Raw genomic sequence first — 14,899 nt, 5'->3', positions numbered from 1 at the left:
CCGATATAGTATGTTTTCCTTTCAAATTACACCACGGTTCGGAGATATAGACGGACTTGGACATGTGAATAACAACGTGGTGCCTACCTGGTTTGAAACAGCCAGGAACCCTTTCTTCCGGTATTTTAATAAGGACCTGGACCTCAAACAATGGAATCTCATCCTGGCAAGGTTTGAAGTTGACTTTCTCAACCAGATGTATTACGGCCGTGATGTGGAGATCAGAAGCTGGGTCACGAGGCTTGGCCGTTCATCCTTTGAAATTTACCAGGAAGCCTGGCAGGACGATAAAATAGGAGCCAAGGGAAAAGCAGTGCTTGTACATTTCGATTTCGCTGAACAGAAATCGGTTCCTGTTCCCGGGGACATTAAAAAGGAACTTGAAAAACATTTTCTTGAGACTAAAAACAGTTAACTGGTAATCCGGTATTTTTCCGCGAAATCGTCTGCGATATAATTGTCGTAACTCATACACACGTGAGTGGCAAAATCAACTGCCGTGGTTACAATCGATTCCCATACTTTTTCATCCAGGTTGTTCAGATCCCTGTGCGTTATGTTATTCCGGTATAATGAATATACGATTCCTGCATTGAAATTATCACCTGCCCCAATTGTGCTCACCGGCTCAATAGTTTTAACCGGATATTTAGCAGCAACTTTTGCCGTTCGGATAAACACCCCTTTTTTATTGGCTGTGTAAAGGAGGTTTGGACACAAGTCCCTGATTTCAGAATAGGCTTCATCGGCGTTGTCTGACCCGAGGATAAATGAAAAATCCTCATTGGAACCCCTCACAATATTGGCATGACTGAAGTTCTCAAGAATCAGTGGCTTTAATGTAGTAAGTGTGTGCAGGTATTGTTTCCTGAAATTCGGGTCATAAATAACAATCGCTTTTTTGCGGTTGGCCTGCCGGATAAATTCCATCAGCTTTTTCCTGACTTCAATGGTCACGGCGTAAATGGATCCGAACAATACAATATCATCCTGGTTAATTTCAGGAAAATTAACTGCCAGGCGTTGTTCAGGATATATCTTGTAAAAATCATAGCTGGCATCATTGTTTTCATTCAGAAATGCTAGGGCAAGCGTTGATTTGCCGTCGTAATAACGGTAGACGAATTCCGTTGAAACATGATTGTCCCGCAGAAATTCATCAATTATGTTTCCCACTTCATCCAAACCGTATTCTCCAAGAAAGAATACCGGCAGATTAAGTCTGCCCAATGTAACAGCACTGTTGAGGCAGGCACCCCCCGCTTTTGCCGTCACGGGCAGTTTATTTTTAAAAAGTATGTCAAGGACAGTTTCTCCAACTGTAAATATCTTCCTCATAATCAATGAAATTGAAAAATTATCACCTGTTTTGCGAAGTTAGGATATATAATTAAAAACACCGTTTTATTTTTGCAGCGGTTTTGAAATTTTGTCATGTTTTTTGGAAGACAAGATTTTGGTATATTTATTGTTTCCCTGTAAAAACAAAAAATAATAATAAGGATATCTCCATGAGCTTTTTTAAAACGTTGCACACCGATCCGGTGCCATCATCGGGAATGAATAACCTGACACCTTCTGAACATGTAAAATGCCTGATTGTCGGATCGGGGCCGGCAGGTTACACGGCTGCCATTTATGCAGCACGGGCCAATTTGCATCCTGTACTTTACAAGGGACTTGAGCCGGGCGGACAGTTAACAACAACAACCGATGTGGAAAACTTTCCGGGATATCCGAAAGGGATTACAGGTCCAAAACTCATGGATGACCTTGATGAACAGGCCGCCCGTTTTGGTACAGACATCCGGTGGGGCATTGTGACAGCTGTTGATTTTTCAAAAACGCCGCACAAAGTTGTCGTTGATGATAAAACCATGCTCGAAGCCGATACGGTAATCATTGCAACGGGAGCCACAGCAAAATACCTGGGACTTGAATCGGAGGATAAATATAAAGGATCGGGTGTTTCAGCATGTGCCACGTGCGACGGTTTTTTCTACAGGGGCAAGGACGTTGCCGTCGTAGGCGGAGGTGATACAGCATGCGAAGAAGCCCTTTACCTGGCGGGTTTGTGTAAGAAAGTATATCTGATTGTCAGGAAGAATTTTCTGAGAGCATCGAAAATCATGCAGATGCGGGTTGAAAACGCACCGAATATTGAAGTTCTTTTTGAAAGGAATACAAAGGAAATACGGGGCACTGATGTAGTACAGGAAGTTGTCCTCATAAAACGCCAGGGAGAGGTGGATGAAATGGAAGAAGTAATAAAAATTGACGGGTTTTTCCTTGCCATTGGTCATACTCCCAATTCTGAAGTATTCAAGCAGTATATTGAAACCGATGAAACCGGTTATATCAAAACCATACCGGGTACACCAAAAACATATGTGCCAGGAGTGTTTGCCTGCGGGGATGTACAGGACAAGGTGTATCGCCAGGCCGTTACCGCTGCAGGTTCTGGTTGCCAGGCAGCCATTGAGGCGGAAAGGTATTTGAGTCATTTGGCGATTTAAGGGAAACGTCATTGCGAGGAGCTTGATTTATAATTGATTATAGCAGTATTAAAAGTCGACGAAGCAATCTACCAGAACAGGAAGGGCGCTTCAAAGAGCACAGATTCCAAAGTAACATTTTACACCTGTTTCTTTTTGCAGAGTTCTGCCAGTGCGGGCAAATTGCTTCGTCGCGATTAATTGGTACTATAATCATTGTGATTCAAGCTCCTCGCAATGACGTAGAATCTTTATAAACTTTCGCTGCAATTTTATGTAAATTAGGGATAAACCATTAATTTAGTGCCTTTCAAATTTTAGTCAGACGTCAACGTCAAACTCTAAACGATAAACAAGTAACTCATGGCACGAATTAAGAAAGTATTCCTTGAGGCATCCGAAATGCCCACTCAATGGTATAACCTGGCTCCCGATCTTCCCACTCCAATGCTTCCGCCACTGGGACCTGACGGAAAACCGGTTTCACCCGATATGCTGGCGCCGGTATTTCCTATGAATCTTATTGAGCAGGAAGTAAGTACGCAGCGGTGGATTGATATCCCGGAAGAAGTGCTCAATATGCTGGCTTTATACAGGCCTACACCGCTTGTCAGGGCATATGAGCTTGAAGCAGCTTTGAAAACACCGGCAAGGATCTATTATAAAAACGAAAGCGTTTCACCTGCCGGAAGTCACAAACTGAACACAGCCATTGCCCAGGCATGGTACAACAAACAATTCGGAATTAAAAAGCTCACAACTGAAACCGGCGCGGGTCAATGGGGAAGTGCCCTTTCGCAGGCCTGTGCTTTAATAGGTCTCGAATGCAAGGTTTTCATGGTTCGCATCAGTTTCGACCAAAAACCTTTCCGCAAACTGCTTATGAATGCCTACGGGGCAACCTGCATTGCCAGTCCCAGCCTGGAAACCCAGGCAGGACGCGATATTCTCGCGAAGTATCCTGACACGCCCGGCAGTCTTGGCATTGCAATAAGTGAAGCCGTTGAAGCTGCTGTAACGGATCCTACCGGCCAGACCCGCTATAGCCTGGGAAGCGTATTGAATCATGTAATGCTTCACCAGACTATCATTGGTCTTGAAGTGAAAAAACAACTTGTCAAATTCGGTGAAAAGAAACCTGATGTGGTAATTGCCTGTGCCGGCGGCGGAAGTAATTTTGCAGGTATATCATTTCCGTTTATTTATGATAAGCTTCATGGTGATCAGATTGAAATCATCCCGGTAGAGCCCAGTTCATGCCCTACCCTCACCCGCGGGCCTTTCCTTTATGATTTCGGCGATACAGCCAAAATGACTCCGTTGCTGCCTATGTATACGCTGGGACATAACTTCATCCCTGAGCCTATCCATGCGGGCGGACTCCGTTACCATGGTATGAGTCCCCTTGTTTCGGCAGCCCTGAACGATAAGCTCATTAACCCGGTAGCCATTGACCAGGTTGAGTGTTATGAGGCCGGTATCCTGTTTACAAGGAGCGAAGGCATAATTCCGGCACCTGAAACCACTCATGCCATTGCAGGTGCAATAAGGGAAGCTAAAAAAGCAAAAGAAGAAGGCAAAGAAAAGGTAATTGTGTTCAATCTCAGCGGTCACGGTTTAATGGACCTTGTTGGTTATGATAAATACCTTACAGGTAAACTGGTGAAGCATGAAATGTCGGATACAGAATTATTCGGAAACCTGAAGGAACTGGAAAATTATCCGAAACCTTCCTGATGCTTTACCTACACGGTTAAAAAAGAAAATCCCCGGCCATCTCCCGGGGATTTTTCATGAAAGGATTATTTATATGGCCTAACGTGAAAGTGGTGTTTCTACATTTTTATCCATTTTAACCCCCGAATAACCTTCAACACCCATTTCTTCGAGATCAACTCCTTCAAGCTCAATCTTGGGATCGACCCTTAAGCCAACTGTTAAATCAATAAGTTTAAACATTACCCATCCAATTGCACCTACATAGATAATATTGGTAGCTACTCCGATCAGCTGAGCCACAAACTGACCTCCGTCACCATAAAAGAGTCCGGTAACCTTGCCGGCAACACCATTCCAGCCATCACCATATGTTCCGTCGGCAAACAAACCGAGTGCAAGGCATCCCCAGGCACCGTTAATACCATGAACGGCGATTGCACCGACAGGGTCATCAATTTTAAGTTTTCTTTCAATAAAGAAGGCGGCTTCAATAACAAGCACACCTGAAATTACCCCTATTAGTGCGGCACTGCCTACCGAAACAAATCCGCATGGTGCTGTAATTGCCACAAGTCCGGCAAGCATACCGTTAAGCATCATGGTGGGATCGGGCTTTTTGGTTTTGAAAATCCACATGTATAAAGTAGAGGCAATTGCGCCTGTTGCTGAGGCGATCATTGTATTGACGGCAACAACTGAAATTCTAAGATCGCCGCCTGCAAGCGTTGAACCCGGGTTAAATCCGAACCATCCGAATGCGAGGATAAAGGTTCCGATAATAGCCATAGGGATGTTATGACCCGGGATAGCGTTAGCTGATCCGTCTTTATTGTACTTTCCAAGACGCGGCCCGATCATTGCTGCTCCCACAACGGCCAGCACACCACCCGTCATATGAACAACCGATGAGCCGGCAAAATCAACATGTCCGTGCCCGAGTCCAAAATTTGTACCGAGGTCGGCTAACCAGCCACCTCCCCATACCCAGTTTCCATATATCGGGTAAATAACAGAACCAACGAATATGCCGTATATGAAAAATGCTAGGTATTTCCAGCGTTCAGCCATTGATCCGGTAGGTATTGTGGCCGTGGTATCCATAAACACCATCTGGAAAAGGAACAGGGCAAACACGCTCACATCATATACCCCGGCGAGCCCGAAACCCTTAAAACCGATTATATCAAAAGTTTTTCCAAACAGGTGGATCGAAATCTCATGACTCAGTCCTCCAAACCCTCCAAGGGTACCAAGACTTCCAACCCCTCCGAACATGAATGCAAAACCGGTTAGGAAGAATCCAATCATACCTAACGGATAAATCAGGAAGTTCATGGCCATCGTATGTGCAGCATTTTTTGCACGGGTAAGGCCAGCCTCAACCATGGCAAAACCTGCCTGCATAAACATAACAAGGAAACCGGTGATCAGGACCCACATCATATTGATGGCAACCTTATTATGACCGGCCTGAGCGGCCACTTCTTCAAGTGTCGGACTACCTGCTGTAGCTGCAGGTACATCATTTGCGGTTCCCGTTGATACGCCTGAAGGATCAGGTACAGGCTCCTGCGCGCTGGTAAACACCGAAACTCCTAATGTCAGTACCAGCGCTATAATTAGAAATAGCAAATTCTTTTTCATGGCTATGATTTTTTCGTTATGAATTTAAAGTAATGAGTCTCCCGGTCCTGCAGTGGATGCTTCACCCCTGGCACCGTTGCTGATTCTGACAGATTCCTCAATATTGTAACTGAAAATCATGCCGTCACCAACTTCACCCGTAAATGCAGCTTTCTGGATGCAATCGATCGTTTTCTGAACATTCACATCACGAAGGACTAAGGATATAAAAATCCTGGGAATATACTGTGTATCATAAACCGTTCCGCGGTAGGTATGGTGACCACGGGTCAGCTCATTACCCACACCGGAAGCATCCCAGTACGAAAAGAAATCAATACCGATTTTTTTAAGTTCGGTTTTAACTTCTTCGAACTTAGATGTTCTGATTATTGCCTCGATTTTTTTCATATATATTGGTGTTTTGATGATTTATCAAAGTGACAGCCCTACGACAACATATAGTGCTTCTTTCTCAGGATTCACAATGACCTGCCCGCTTACCGGTATACTGAAGGTATCGGTGATTTTAATTTCTTTTGAAGTGCCGATACCGATATGGCATACGTTGAAATCCCCATTTGTAGTATGCCAACCGTCTCCGGCACCCACACTGACTGAAAAGTTTTTAAACGCATATCCTGCCTGGAAATACATATCCTGGCCCTTCGAAGCCGCACCTCCGGCTTCATTTACAATGTAATTGGCACTAAGTGATAAACCACCTGTGGTAAATCCGGCATTCAACTCTATTGCATGACTTCCAGTAGAATCAGAAAAATCAGATAATTTTAATGAGGGATAATAATAATCCGTTACACCCAGACTTAAACCAAAAGGAAATGCATAGGAAATATAAGGATCTGCCTCTGTATATCCACTTGCATCAAAAGCACCCCAAACGCCCAGAGTGAGGCCACCGGCAGTAAAAGTTACGCTTGGCTGAAGAGATGGTCCGGTTCCCAATTTTGACCCTCTCCAGATATAATTACTGTAGATATCCATTTTCACATCAAAAGCGGCTTTGCTTTCCGTTTCCTGTCCCTGCACATTCATAGCAAAGACAATTAGAACTAGGGAAACGAGACCTGAAGTTTGTAGTACTTTTTTCATGACTGTTGTTTTTGGTTTTTCTTGGGACAAAAATAATTAAATATTTAATATACCCCAATATTTTGAGGATATATTTTATTATTTATTATATAATTTAAATTATCACCCCTTTTTTATTGGGGTATAAATTATAGTTTTTATCGTTTTTGAGTTTTGTACCCCATTTGAATTAATTTCATCTTTTGGTGACGGAAAATGAAAAAAGTTAAATTTTGTTTATTTATTTACCTAATATGTTAAATTTATTGCATTAAACCGCTTCTTTTTCGCGAAATATTACCTAAGCCTTACATGCCTAAACAAGAAGAAATATCTGTGCAGGATCTTAATCAGTTGCTGCATAAACAGGACTTAAAGCTTCAGAAAACATATGAGCTTTTGCGGGAGAGTGAGGAAAAATTCAGGGTTGCATTTAAAATCAGCCCCGATTCAATAAATATCAACCGCCTCTCTGACGGGCTGTTTATTGATATCAACGAAGGGTTTACGCACATCACGGGATACACCTGGAAGGATGTTGAAGGCAAAACTTCCAAAGACATTAATATCTGGTATGATCAGGAGGATCGGAAAAAACTGGTAAAAGCCCTTCAGGAAAACGGGAAGGTTTTTAACCTCGAAGCCCGTTTTATGCTGAAAAATGGTACCATAAAAACAGCTTTAATGTCAGCCTCCATCCTGTCTTTAAATGGTGAAGATTATATATTGTCTGTTACCCGGGATATTGATGAAATCATAAGGGCAAGAGCCCAACTCAGGGAAAGCGAATTAAGGTTCAGGCAACTGGCAGAAAACATTGATGACATTTTCTGGCTCACTGAAGGCCGGAAACTTTTGTATATCAATAATGCCCTTGAAGATAAATTCGGATATGATATTGGCAGGTTTTATAACCACATTGAGGAGGTAGCCAATATCATCCACACGGATGACCTTCATATTTATTATGATCTTATTAAAGCCGATTACCGTTCTTCTGATCCCGTCAGCAGGCAAATACGTGTCACCGATGTCAAGGGAACTGTGCATTGGCTTTGGGTGCGGCTTTTCCCGGTTCCGGTTTCATCCGGTGAAATCCGTCGTGTTGTGGGGATTGCCAGCGATATAACATTTCAGAAAGAAATTGAATCCGAACTGAGATCTGCCAAAGAAAAGGCCCAGGAGAGTGACAGACTGAAATCGGCTTTTCTCGCCAATTTATCCCATGAGATTCGAACTCCCATGAACGGAATTATCGGTTTCTCAGAACTACTTACTCGAGAAGTGCCTGAAAACCCTACTTTTAACAGTTACGTTGAAGTCATTAATAAATGCAATGACCAGCTTCTTCATATAATTGATGACCTTGTAGACATTTCAAAAATTGAGGCGGGCCAGATGCTTCTGAACGAAAGAGATTGCCGGATTGCCCGGGTAATTGAAGACCTTTACATTATGTACCTGAAAGAATGTGAAAGGATGGGGAAAAATTCGGTCCTTCTTTATAAAGATTACAATCCGCAGTTCTTCGACACCGTTATAACTACCGATGAAAACCGGTTGCGACAGATTTTAATGAACCTGCTGAACAATGCCCTGAAATTTACTGAGGAAGGTCATATCCGTTTTGGTTTCCATGCCGGGGACAAGAATGGAATGATTGAATTTTTTGTGGAGGATTCCGGCATCGGAATTCCGGAATCACAGATTGAAACGATTTTTAAACCTTTCCGGCAGATTCAGCAATCCGGATCCAGGATTTATGGAGGAACGGGCCTTGGCCTGTCGATTTGCAGGGGACTTCTGAAACTGATGGGAGGCACAATCCGGGTTGAAAGTGAACCGGGCAAGGGATCCAGGTTTAATTTCTCAATTCCTCGGAAACATATCAGGAACAAGGTTAAGGAAAAAGATAACTTTATAAATAAAGAAGATATTATGCAATTTGAAGGTAAAACTGTACTTGTTGTTGAAGATGACGATATGAACTATGCATTCCTGCAGGAAGTTCTTTCAGCAACAGGTATGGAAATTGACCGTGCCATAAATGGAGAAGAAGCAGTTGAAAAGGCGATAAATAATAAACCGGGAATTATCATTATGGATATCCGGCTTCCGATAATGAGCGGCCTTGACGCAACTAAAAAGATCCGCGAGCAAAAAATTACAGTGCCCATAATTGCACAGACAGCCTACGCAATGTCTGAAGATAAGGCCAAATGCCTCGCCGCGGGTTGTGATGATTATGTTTCAAAACCCATCCATAAAGAACTTCTGCTGAAAAAGATGGATTATCATTTGCACAGAACCATAACATAATGGGAACGTCATTGCGAGCCACGGGTTCTTGCGGAGGCGAAGCAATACTAAATCCATATTTCAGTCATGCTCCTACTAATGACGATTTGTTTTTCCTCACCATTATTACACAGAGAACCACTGAGAAGACACAGAGAACCACTGAGAAAACAGATTTTTTCTCTGTGAACCTCTGTGGTGCCTCTGTGAACCTCTGTGTAAATATGTTGTCATTTCACCGGGTGATCTTTAAAAAGGTGTTCTTACTCGCAATGACGTGCGCTTTTACTATATTTGTCCCTTCAAATTTCTACAATGAGCAGCGAAGTAAAGAAGATTCTTGAAGCAGAGGCAAAAGCCGTTCTTAATATCCCAGCCACCGAAAATTTTGAAAAGGCCTGTGATCTTATCTTTGAAAGTGTTCATGGTAAGGGTGGAAAAGTAGTGGCCAGCGGTATGGGAAAAGCCGGTCAGATTGCCCTTAACATCGCCACTACCTTATCAGCTACCGGAACCCCGGCCATTTTTCTGCACCCTGCCGATGCACAACACGGTGACCTTGGCGTAATTCAGCCGAATGATATCCTTTTGCTTGTATCGAATTCAGGAAAAACTCTTGAAATTCTTGAATTATATGAATTGGCGAAAAGGCTGGGTTACAACATGCATACTATTGTCATCACAGGTAATGCCGACAGTGAACTCGGACATCTTGCCGACGTAACCATATCCACCGGTCACCCCGCCGAAGTTTGTCCTCTCGGCCTCACACCCACCACTTCAACCACTGTGATGACCGTCATTGGCGACGCACTGGTAGTACTCATGATGAAGAAGATCGGGTTTACAGCAGCCGATTATGCCAAAAGGCATCATGGAGGTTATCTTGGCATTAAATCGCGGCACGCCGCCCAAAACGAAAAGTAATAAATAAAAAAGGCGCCTCAGGCGCCTTTTTTTATGATGATTATCCGAGAAGGGAAGCAATCCTGTCGGACTTAAACTGTCCGGCTTTCAGCTTTTCCTGGATTTCTGCAAATGCATTTACAGTGTACTCCACATCTTCGAGTGTATGAGCAGCTGTGGGTATAATTCTGAGCATAATGGTATCCTTGGGAACTACAGGATATACAACCATTGAACAGAAGATCTTGTAATTCTCACGAAGATCGATAACCACGTTAGTCGCTTCAGCAACGGTACCTGATAAAAAAACAGGTGTTACAGGGGATTCGGTGTTGCCAAGGTTCAGGCCTTTTGCACGGAAACCCGACTGAAGGGCGTTTACAACAGTCCACAATTTTTCACGGATCTCGGGGCGTGTTTTAATGAGTTCAAGACGTTTCAAAGCACCGATAACCATAGGCATAGGCAGTGATTTTGCAAATGTCTGTGAACGCATGTTATAACGCAGGTAGTTGATCACATCTTCTTTACCGGCTATGAAAGCGCCGATTCCGGCCATTGATTTGGCAAACGTACTGAAATAGAGATCAATCTCATCCTGAACGCCGAAATGTTCACCTGTTCCGGCACCCGTTTTACCCATAGTTCCGAAACCATGAGCATCATCAACAAGTATACGGAATTCAAATTTTTTCTTCAGGTCGGCCACTGCCTTCAGATTACCCAGGTCACCTGCCATACCAAACACACCTTCAGTGATTACAAGGATTCCACCGCCTGTTTCAGTAGCCAGCTTGGTAGCTCTTTCGAGCTCCTTCTCCAGCTTTTCCATATTATTATGCGGATAAACAAAACGTTTACCCATATGCAACCTTAAACCATCGACGATGCAGGCATGTGCCTCGGAATCATAAACCACCACATCGTTTCTTCCCAGGACGGAATCAATGATAGACATCATGCCCTGGTAACCGTAGTTTAACAGAAATGCATCTTCCTTGCCTACAAACTCAGCAAGCTGATTCTCAAGTTCCTCATGTTTGGTTGTCTGTCCCGACATCATCCTTGCACCCATCGGAGCAGCCATACCGTATTCTTTAGCTGCGTCAGCATCGGCTTTTCTTACCTCAGGCATGTTAGCCAGCCCGAGATAATTATTGAGACTCCAGTTCAAAAGCTCTTTTCCCCTGAACCTCATCCTCGGTCCGATTTCACCTTCAAGCTTCGGAAACATAAAATATCCGTGTGCGACCTGCTGATATTGTCCCAGTGGGCCTCTGCTCTTTTTAATCTTGTCAAATATATCCACGACAAAAAGAATTTTAGTTAATAAAAGTGAAAGCAAAAGTAATTTTTTTTGTATTACCGTCAAGAAAACTATAATAAGATTTACTTTTACGAATTCTAAAAATGAATCATCTGCAATTGTATTGTCTTAAAAATTTGTAACTTTGCGCGATGTTTAAAAACCGTAAACATATTTCAATCATTGCTTTAACCGGCATGATCCTGTTTTTCTCATGCTCGGGTTATGAGAAAATTCTTAAAAGCGATGACATTAATTTAAAATATTCAAAGGCCTTTTATTATTACGACAGGGAGGATTATGTGAAAGCGGCCACATTATTTGATCAGCTTGCACCTTTGATAAGAGGAACGCGCAGGGCCGACTCTGTGTATTATTTCCAGGCTATGACCCAATATAAATTGAATGATTATATTATAGCAGGTCACTATTTCGACAATTTTGTCCAGATGTACGGCAACAGTCATTTGATTGAAGAGGCGTCATATATGACAGCCTATTGTTTTTACATGCAGTCGCCTCGACCCGAACTGGATCAGACAAGCACCAACCAGGCTATTGATGCATTCAGGCTTTACATGATCCGCTTTCCGAATAGTTCTCGTATCGCTGATTGTCAGAGGATTATCCAGGAACTGAATGAAAAATTAATGGAGAAGGAATACCTGTCCGCACAGTTATATTATAACCTGGATGATTATAAAGCTTCTGTAGTTTCCCTCGGTAACTGCCTGGCTGATTTTCCCGATTCAAAGTACAGGGAAGAAATCATGTTCAAGCTGTTCAAATCGAAATTCATGCTGGCTATGAACAGCATTGCTTCAAAACAGACTGAGCGATTCCAGGATGCCATTGATGAGTACTATACTTTTATTGCGGAGTTTCCGCAAAGTAATAATAAAAAAGAAGCCGATGATATGTATGAACGAGCTTCCAAATATGTTAAAGACACTGATAACGAATTAACTAAAAATTGATGGAACAAAATACAGATTTTAAAAAGTCAAAAGCACCGTCTACCACTATTACAAGAGACCTTAACATGCTTGAAGCGAAGACGGGAAACATTTACGAAGCTGTTATGATCTGCTCCAAAAGAGCCAACCAGATTTCTGTTGAAATAAAGGAAGAACTCAACCGCAAACTCGAAGAATTTGCAAATTATACTGACAATCTCGAAGAGGTATTTGAAAACCGCGAACAGATTGAGATTTCAAAGTTTTATGAAAGATTGCCCAAGCATACGCTGATCGCTCTTGAGGAATTTGAAAACGATCAGATCTACGTCCGTAAAGCGGAGTAGTATTTTACCATGCTTAACGGGAAGAAAATATTAATCGGTGTTACCGGTAGTATTGCTGCCTATAAGGCAGCTTCCCTGATTCGGTTGCTTGTTAAGGAAAATTGTGAGGTCAGGGTGATCATGACTCCCCTGTCGAAGGAGTTTATTACCCCTTTGACACTGGCCACGCTTTCAAAAAATGCTATACTTACCGATTTCTTTGATCCCACAAACGGAAACTGGAACAGCCATGTTGACCTTGGGTTATGGGCCGATGCTTATGTTATCGCCCCTGCAAGCGCCAATACAATAGCCAAAATGGCTCACGGAATTGCGGATAACCTTCTGCTTACTACATATTTATCAGCACGGTGCCCGGTTTTCATTGCCCCGGCAATGGACCTGGATATGCTTGCCCATCCATCCACACAGAAAAACCTTGAGATTCTCCGTGGTTACGGTAATCATATCATGGAACCTGCAACAGGTGAACTCGCCAGTGGCCTTTCAGGTAAAGGCCGGATGGAGGAACCTGAACGCATTATGGAAGTGATCACAGGTTTTTTCAGCCATCCGGCCGAAAAAAAAAACTCCCGCTGATTCTTAAAGGAAAAAAAATTCTTGTCACCGCCGGCCCAACCTATGAGCCGATTGATGCCGTCCGGTTCGTCGGTAATTATTCATCGGGGAAAATGGGCTATGCTCTTGCCGAGGAACTGGCATCCCAAGGATCCGAAGTGATTCTTGTTAGCGGTCCGGTTTCCATTAGTGCAGTGCATCCCGCCATACATGTTAAACGGGTGCAGACTGCAGAACAAATGCTCCGGGAGTGCCTTGATATTTTCGAACATACAGACGGTGCCATTTTATCCGCCGCAGTGGCTGATTTTCGTCCGAAATCACCGGTTACTCATAAAATTAAAAGAAAAGAAGCCGACATAAATCTTGTACTTGAACCGAATCCGGATATCGCCGCAACACTCGGCAGGATTAAAACCGGTAAGCAATTTCTCGCCGGCTTTGCTCTTGAAACGGAAAACGGAATAGAACATGCACAGGAAAAGCTTGAAAGGAAGAATTTCGATTTCATCGTGCTGAATTCATTGTCTGACAAAGGATCCGGATTTAACAGCGATACCAATAAGATTACGATTATCGGCAGAAACAATAAACCGGTTGAATTTGAGTTAAAGTCAAAACAGGATGTCGCCAATGACATTGTTGAATACCTGGCAAATCAAATTTTGATATGAAAAGAATCTTTACCGCTGCATTTTTCATTATCCTGGCATTCCAGGCCAGATCGCAGGAATTGCGGTGTGATGTGCGTATTACTTCTTCAAAAGTGCAGGGAACCAACAGGCAGATTTTTGAAACACTTCAAAGTGCCATTAATGAATTCATGAACAGCAGGGCATGGACGAACTACAAATTCGGCATCAACGAACGAATCGAATGCAGCATGCTGTTCAATATACAGGATTATTCAACCGATCAGTTCAAAGGTACGCTTCAGATACAGGTCAGAAGGCCGGTATTTAATTCTTCATACAACACTGTTCTATTTAATTATATTGATAACGACCTTGATTTCAGGTACCAGGAATTCCAGCCACTTGAATTCAGTGAAACATCACATCTCTCGAATCTCACCTCCATGCTGGCCTTTTATGCCAATGTAATTTTGGGTCTTGATTTTGATTCATTCGGTCTGAATTCAGGAACCGAGTTTTTCCAACGGGCAGAAAAAATTGTAAACAATGCACAGAACGCCAACGAAAGGGGCTGGAGGGCAGGTGAAAGCACAAGCAGGAAGAACCGGTACTGGCTGATTAACAATATTCTCAATGATGACTATGCCCCTGTGAGAGAATTCATTTATAAATACCACCGCCTGGGGCTGGATATGATGTATGATAAGATCACCGATGGCCGCACTGCCATTTCAGAGAGCCTCGTGCTTCTCCAAAGTGTTTACAGAAACCGCCCTGATCCGTTCATGCACTTTTTCCAGGTCATTCTCGATGCAAAATCCGATGAGTTTGTGAATGTGTACCAGGGAGCCATGGACGATGAGAAGAAACGCGTTATGGCAATCCTTAACCAGATTGACCCGACCCACGGGGATAAATACAGAAAGATTTCGAACCAGTAAAATTTATTATCTTGCACTAAATT

General features: G+C 43.0%; 15 protein-coding genes. 10 read left to right on the top strand and 5 right to left on the bottom strand.

The genetic code is table 11. The features are described from left to right. The first annotated feature begins 10 nt into the window (after positions 1-10). The gene (locus VK179_08350) at positions 11-415 is read left to right on the top strand and encodes a thioesterase family protein (GenBank protein HLO58739.1); all 405 of its coding nucleotides are present in this window, start codon (positions 11-13) and stop codon (positions 413-415) included. Here the strand turns inward: VK179_08350 and VK179_08345 are convergent. Beyond that, on the bottom strand, positions 412-1,338 hold the full coding sequence (locus VK179_08345) for a PfkB family carbohydrate kinase (GenBank protein ID HLO58738.1): 927 nt from the start codon (positions 1,336-1,338) through the stop codon (positions 412-414). The two genes, VK179_08350 and VK179_08345, sit on opposite strands and share 4 nt — an antisense overlap. A 173-nt stretch (positions 1,339-1,511) precedes the next feature. Here VK179_08345 and trxB point away from each other — a divergent pair, with 173 nt between their 5' ends. Further along, positions 1,512-2,516, top strand: a complete 1,005-nt coding sequence (trxB, locus tag VK179_08340; protein HLO58737.1) for a thioredoxin-disulfide reductase — start codon at positions 1,512-1,514, stop codon at positions 2,514-2,516. 342 nt (positions 2,517-2,858) lie between these two features. Further along, positions 2,859-4,232, top strand: a complete 1,374-nt coding sequence (locus tag VK179_08335) for a TrpB-like pyridoxal phosphate-dependent enzyme (GenBank protein HLO58736.1) — start codon at positions 2,859-2,861, stop codon at positions 4,230-4,232. 78 nt (positions 4,233-4,310) lie between these two features. Here the strand turns inward: VK179_08335 and VK179_08330 are convergent, their stop codons facing one another. From VK179_08330 to VK179_08320, 3 genes are read right to left on the bottom strand one after another with little or no spacing between them, the layout of a single operon-like run. Then, positions 4,311-5,858 carry an ammonium transporter gene (locus tag VK179_08330; protein ID HLO58735.1) on the bottom strand — a complete coding sequence of 516 codons (1,548 nt, stop codon included), beginning with the start codon at positions 5,856-5,858 and terminating at the stop codon, positions 4,311-4,313. Between the two features lie 24 nt (positions 5,859-5,882). Further along, positions 5,883-6,248, bottom strand: a complete 366-nt coding sequence (locus tag VK179_08325) for a P-II family nitrogen regulator (GenBank protein HLO58734.1) — start codon at positions 6,246-6,248, stop codon at positions 5,883-5,885. 24 nt (positions 6,249-6,272) lie between these two features. Then, positions 6,273-6,950 (bottom strand): TorF family putative porin, encoded by a 678-nt coding sequence (locus tag VK179_08320; GenBank protein HLO58733.1) that lies wholly within the window; start codon positions 6,948-6,950, stop codon positions 6,273-6,275. Positions 6,951-7,241: 291 nt separating this feature from the next. Between VK179_08320 and VK179_08315 the strand changes: the two genes are divergently transcribed. Further along, a complete protein-coding gene (locus tag VK179_08315) occupies positions 7,242-9,248 on the top strand; it encodes an ATP-binding protein (protein ID HLO58732.1) in 2,007 nt (668 codons plus the stop codon). A 294-nt stretch (positions 9,249-9,542) separates the two neighbouring features. After that, entirely contained in the window at positions 9,543-10,154 is a 612-nt protein-coding gene (locus VK179_08310) for an SIS domain-containing protein (protein HLO58731.1), read from the top strand. A 40-nt stretch (positions 10,155-10,194) separates the two neighbouring features. On the opposite strand, the gene VK179_08305 is transcribed toward VK179_08310, so the two are convergent. After that, on the bottom strand, positions 10,195-11,442 hold the full coding sequence (locus tag VK179_08305) for a pyridoxal phosphate-dependent aminotransferase family protein (GenBank protein ID HLO58730.1): 1,248 nt from the start codon (positions 11,440-11,442) through the stop codon (positions 10,195-10,197). Positions 11,443-11,591: 149 nt separating this feature from the next. Between VK179_08305 and bamD the strand changes: the two genes are divergently transcribed. From bamD to VK179_08280, 5 genes are read left to right on the top strand one after another with little or no spacing between them, the layout of a single operon-like run. Further along, positions 11,592-12,416, top strand: coding sequence for an outer membrane protein assembly factor BamD (gene bamD, locus VK179_08300; protein HLO58729.1), 825 nt, complete (start codon positions 11,592-11,594; stop codon positions 12,414-12,416). Beyond that, entirely contained in the window at positions 12,416-12,742 is a 327-nt protein-coding gene (locus VK179_08295; protein HLO58728.1) for a DNA-directed RNA polymerase subunit omega, read from the top strand. Before bamD ends, VK179_08295 begins: the two co-directional genes overlap by 1 nt. Positions 12,743-12,751: 9 nt before the next feature. Beyond that, positions 12,752-13,321: a flavoprotein gene (locus VK179_08290; GenBank protein ID HLO58727.1), complete on the top strand. Its 570-nt coding sequence runs from the start codon at positions 12,752-12,754 to the stop codon at positions 13,319-13,321. Beyond that, a complete protein-coding gene (locus VK179_08285) occupies positions 13,318-13,974 on the top strand; it encodes a phosphopantothenoylcysteine decarboxylase (GenBank protein ID HLO58726.1) in 657 nt (218 codons plus the stop codon). The genes VK179_08290 and VK179_08285 overlap by 4 nt, the downstream gene beginning before the upstream one ends. Then, positions 13,971-14,876: a DUF4835 family protein gene (locus tag VK179_08280; GenBank protein ID HLO58725.1), complete on the top strand. Its 906-nt coding sequence runs from the start codon at positions 13,971-13,973 to the stop codon at positions 14,874-14,876. The genes VK179_08285 and VK179_08280 overlap by 4 nt, the downstream gene beginning before the upstream one ends. The last annotated feature ends 23 nt before the right edge of the window (positions 14,877-14,899 follow it).

Source organism: Bacteroidales bacterium (assembly GCA_035299085.1).
In the GTDB taxonomy this organism is placed as follows: Bacteria; Bacteroidota; Bacteroidia; order Bacteroidales; family UBA10428; genus UBA5072.
The sequence above is the reverse complement of the archived record's forward strand: the minus strand, read 5'-3'. Positions and strand labels throughout refer to the sequence as shown.

Excerpts from the sequence above, each read along its gene's own strand:
- VK179_08350 (HLO58739.1), top strand. The coding sequence starts at position 11 with ATGTTTTCCTTTCAAATTACACCACGGTTCGGAGATATAGACGGACTT.
- VK179_08345 (HLO58738.1), bottom strand. The coding sequence starts at position 1,338 with ATGAGGAAGATATTTACAGTTGGAGAAACTGTCCTTGACATACTTTTT.
- trxB (HLO58737.1), top strand. The coding sequence starts at position 1,512 with ATGAGCTTTTTTAAAACGTTGCACACCGATCCGGTGCCATCATCGGGA.
- VK179_08335 (HLO58736.1), top strand. The coding sequence starts at position 2,859 with ATGGCACGAATTAAGAAAGTATTCCTTGAGGCATCCGAAATGCCCACT.
- VK179_08330 (HLO58735.1), bottom strand. The coding sequence starts at position 5,858 with ATGAAAAAGAATTTGCTATTTCTAATTATAGCGCTGGTACTGACATTA.
- VK179_08325 (HLO58734.1), bottom strand. The coding sequence starts at position 6,248 with ATGAAAAAAATCGAGGCAATAATCAGAACATCTAAGTTCGAAGAAGTT.
- VK179_08320 (HLO58733.1), bottom strand. The coding sequence starts at position 6,950 with ATGAAAAAAGTACTACAAACTTCAGGTCTCGTTTCCCTAGTTCTAATT.
- VK179_08315 (HLO58732.1), top strand. The coding sequence starts at position 7,242 with ATGCCTAAACAAGAAGAAATATCTGTGCAGGATCTTAATCAGTTGCTG.
- VK179_08310 (HLO58731.1), top strand. The coding sequence starts at position 9,543 with ATGAGCAGCGAAGTAAAGAAGATTCTTGAAGCAGAGGCAAAAGCCGTT.
- bamD (HLO58729.1), top strand. The coding sequence starts at position 11,592 with ATGTTTAAAAACCGTAAACATATTTCAATCATTGCTTTAACCGGCATG.
- VK179_08295 (HLO58728.1), top strand. The coding sequence starts at position 12,416 with ATGGAACAAAATACAGATTTTAAAAAGTCAAAAGCACCGTCTACCACT.
- VK179_08290 (HLO58727.1), top strand. The coding sequence starts at position 12,752 with ATGCTTAACGGGAAGAAAATATTAATCGGTGTTACCGGTAGTATTGCT.
- VK179_08280 (HLO58725.1), top strand. The coding sequence starts at position 13,971 with ATGAAAAGAATCTTTACCGCTGCATTTTTCATTATCCTGGCATTCCAG.